The sequence below is a fragment of the Microvirga sp. KLBC 81 genome (assembly GCF_003075415.1).
Classification (GTDB): Bacteria; Pseudomonadota; Alphaproteobacteria; order Rhizobiales; family Beijerinckiaceae; genus Microvirga.
The window spans coordinates 1-2,942 of the sequence record NZ_QDAH01000193.1; the positions used below are offsets into that span (position 1 = coordinate 1).

Here is a 2,942-nt window from a genome sequence, read left to right on the forward strand (position 1 = left end):
GGTAGTCTCGGTCATGACGTATCGCTCTTCTTGAAGAGGTTCTGGCAGGCTCGACACCCGCCTCGATACGTCGCCCTGCTCACACCGTCATCACCCAGATTCCGTCATAGCTCTCCGTCAGCATGGCTCCTCCTCAGACCGGACGAGCAAAACGCCTCCAGGTGCAAAGGGTTCAAGTCATAACAGGCCGTAGCCCTAGAATTCTGCAGAATTCTTCAGCCTCTCGGATCCGCGCTGCAATTTGCGCATTAGGCCATATGACCGAATGATCGAAAAGACGCCCACGCGGCTCGGGTCAAAAACCCTCTGAATATCGTGTTTTTTGAAGAGCCTTGCGAGAGTTGGAGAGTTGCCGTCTTGGATATAGATTCGGTCTACCTTGACGGTCACGAAGTCTCTAGGACGAGCACTGCCTTCGCCCATATGGTCGCTTATGAGATCGTCTACTAACATTTGGGATCACCTCAAGCGGGGGATTGGCGTCGAAGATCGAGGTCCGCAACACTTAGTTTGGCGCGGCATTGCCCGTCGCGTCGCTTTCGACTGCCCGATAGATGTCGATAAGTTGTGCCGAGGTAATCTCGCTCCCTTGGAGGATCGATTGCTGCCGAACTTTGTCGAGACAGTCGACCAGCAGATCCGGCGCAACAGCAATATTGGCGTTTTTAAGCGTATACTCGATTGCTGCTCGGCCAGCGTGTTTACCGATCACTATTCGTCTGGTGCCTCCGACCTCATCTGGTGAGATCGGTTCGAATGACCGAGGATCTTTTAGCATCCCGTTAGAGTGGATCCCGGATTCATGAGCGAAGACGTTCTTCCCGACGACAGGGCGCCACGGCTCATTCGCTACGCCTGTATGGTTAGACACCAGATTCGCGAGGTCGGTCAGTTTAGTTGTATCGATCCCAAGATCCCGATCATAGATGCACTTTAGGGCCATGACCATTTGGGCGAGGTCAGGCATGCCTGCGCGTTCGGACATTGAATTTACGCAAACGTGGAAGAACTTGGCGCCTGCCTTGAGGCCGGCAATTGTGTTAGCGACAGCAAGTCCAAAGTCATTGTGACAGTGACAATGCACGGCAATATCTGCTGCTCGAACGGCGCATGAGACGCGCTCGGCGTAGCCTTCAGGTCCCAGTATGCCGATCGTGTCAGACAGTCTTAGTCGGTCTGCTCCGGCTTCAGCGACAATCCCGGCATAGTCCTGTAAAAATGAAGCGTCAGTGCGGCCTACATCTTCCGCACTTATGGATACAAAAGCCCCGCGGTCTTTCGCATACTTAACCATGTCGGAGGCTTGTTGCGATACCCAGGATCGGTCCTTAGCAACACTCGATTTGAGATGAACATCGGACGTCGGAAGCCCGATATGAACAGCTTTAAAGCCCATATCTAAGGAGAAGCAGATGTCGTCCTTTACGCCGCGGTTCCATGCAACAAGAACAGCTTGGTCCGCGTAATCCAGGGATGCGTGAAGGTAGTCAAGTTCCTCCCCACCCATCTTGGGGATCCCGACCTCGATCCATTTCACACCTGCACCGAGCAGTGCCTGGAGTATTTCGAGTTTCTGGACCTTCGATAGTGCTACACCGGGAGCTTGCTCTCCATCACGGAGGGTGGTGTCTTCTAGGATCAAGTCAGTCCGCATTTGCATGATTGCCTCCGCTGAACATGGGTACTCAGTGAGCCAACCGGTCTGGGATGATAAGTACACAACCTGTCGGAGATCCAGATGTACGATCAACCAGCACCAGTGGTAAGCTACAAGGCCGAATCGACGGCATTCAAGCGAAAGATGCAACCAGAGCGTGTTTTTTGGCTGTAACACTGCCCTATGTGGCATCTGATGGCCATTCTCGGGTTTAAAGGCCAGAGCAGAGCTATCAACGGTTGATTCAGAAGCGGTGGCGAATGCGGAGTGAAAGGCGAGAGCCGCATGAGCGAACCGGACGAAGATCCTCAGCGGTTTTCGCCCATTGAAGACGGCCCGAGACGAGCAGCGGCAGGCACGCATTCTAGTCGCCAGCTCCGAGGAATAGGTGATTACCCTGGCGGCGAAGAGATCGGACAGATCGTCTTCCGGGTCACCAATCAGACCGAAATTCAGCCGGGTTCGGGAGCAGGACCAATGAAGCGAGCCATAGTCCTCGATTGCGGCAAGCACGCCTGCGATGACGTCAGGATGGTGGTCGAGGCCAAGATAGCAATATTTAACGAAATCAACATGTCCCGACCGGCATGATCGCCGCGCTCCAGACGGATGGTCCGACCGTTTCCCGATCGGCCGTAAACATCCATCAATCCCCGAGAATGAGATTCCCCATGTTCAATAACGGCGGCCGTGTTGCGCACAGGGCGCGTTGACGACGGCGTGTGCAAACGAGGAGCACTCATGCCGGATAGGTGTTGCCAATCAGTTTGCGACAAAGCCTGTCTCCTTAATCCGTGACCCGTTTGCACATACCTATGCATGCACTGTGCCAAAGGAGAAAATTACTTCTAAACAATATGATGGCTCTCATACTGCTATGTCGCATGTCCGACATCGTCGAAAATCGGACAATACGGGGCACCATCAAGTTAACTGGTGGGTGACCGCATAGAGGCATATGTGAGGGATGAAGAACGTCCGTCACCCTCGCAATGCCCGCCACCGCTTCCCGGCTGAAGTGATCAGCTACGCCATCTGGTTGTACTTCCGCTTTCCCTTGAGCCTGCGCATGGTCGAGAAGATGCTCGCAGCTCGAGGCATTCTGGCGAGGGGAAAGACACGGATCTGGTCGATCAGAGTGTGGGTCAGGCCACGCCGGGACACCTTGCGGCGAGTTATTTCGGAATGTGGGTGATGACGGTGTGAGCAGGGCGACGTATCGAGGCGGGTGTCGAGCCTGCCAGAACCTCTTCAAGAAGAGCGATACGTCATGACCGAGACTACC

2 protein-coding genes and 1 pseudogene are annotated in these 2,942 nt (G+C 54.4%); 2 read left to right on the top strand and 1 reads right to left on the bottom strand.

All coding sequences use genetic code 11. From position 1 onward, the window contains the following. Positions 1–505: 505 nt before the first annotated feature. A complete protein-coding gene (locus tag DC522_RS32985; RefSeq protein WP_116532628.1) occupies positions 506–1,660 on the bottom strand; it encodes a hypothetical protein in 1,155 nt (384 codons plus the stop codon). Positions 1,661–1,942: 282 nt separating this feature from the next. Between DC522_RS32985 and DC522_RS32990 the strand changes: the two genes are divergently transcribed. Both DC522_RS32990 and DC522_RS32995 read left to right on the top strand, forming a co-directional pair. Then, a complete protein-coding gene (locus DC522_RS32990; protein ID WP_116532629.1) occupies positions 1,943–2,248 on the top strand; it encodes a hypothetical protein in 306 nt (101 codons plus the stop codon). Positions 2,249–2,624: 376 nt separating this feature from the next. Continuing rightward, a pseudogene (locus DC522_RS32995) lies at positions 2,625–2,801 on the top strand (IS6 family transposase); the annotation flags it as partial. Between the last annotated feature and the right edge of the window lie 141 nt (positions 2,802–2,942).

Bases quoted from the DNA above. Each gene is read 5' to 3' on its own strand.
- DC522_RS32985 (WP_116532628.1), bottom strand. From the start codon at position 1,660: ATGCAAATGCGGACTGACTTGATCCTAGAAGACACCACCCTCCGTGAT.
- DC522_RS32990 (WP_116532629.1), top strand. From the start codon at position 1,943: ATGAGCGAACCGGACGAAGATCCTCAGCGGTTTTCGCCCATTGAAGAC.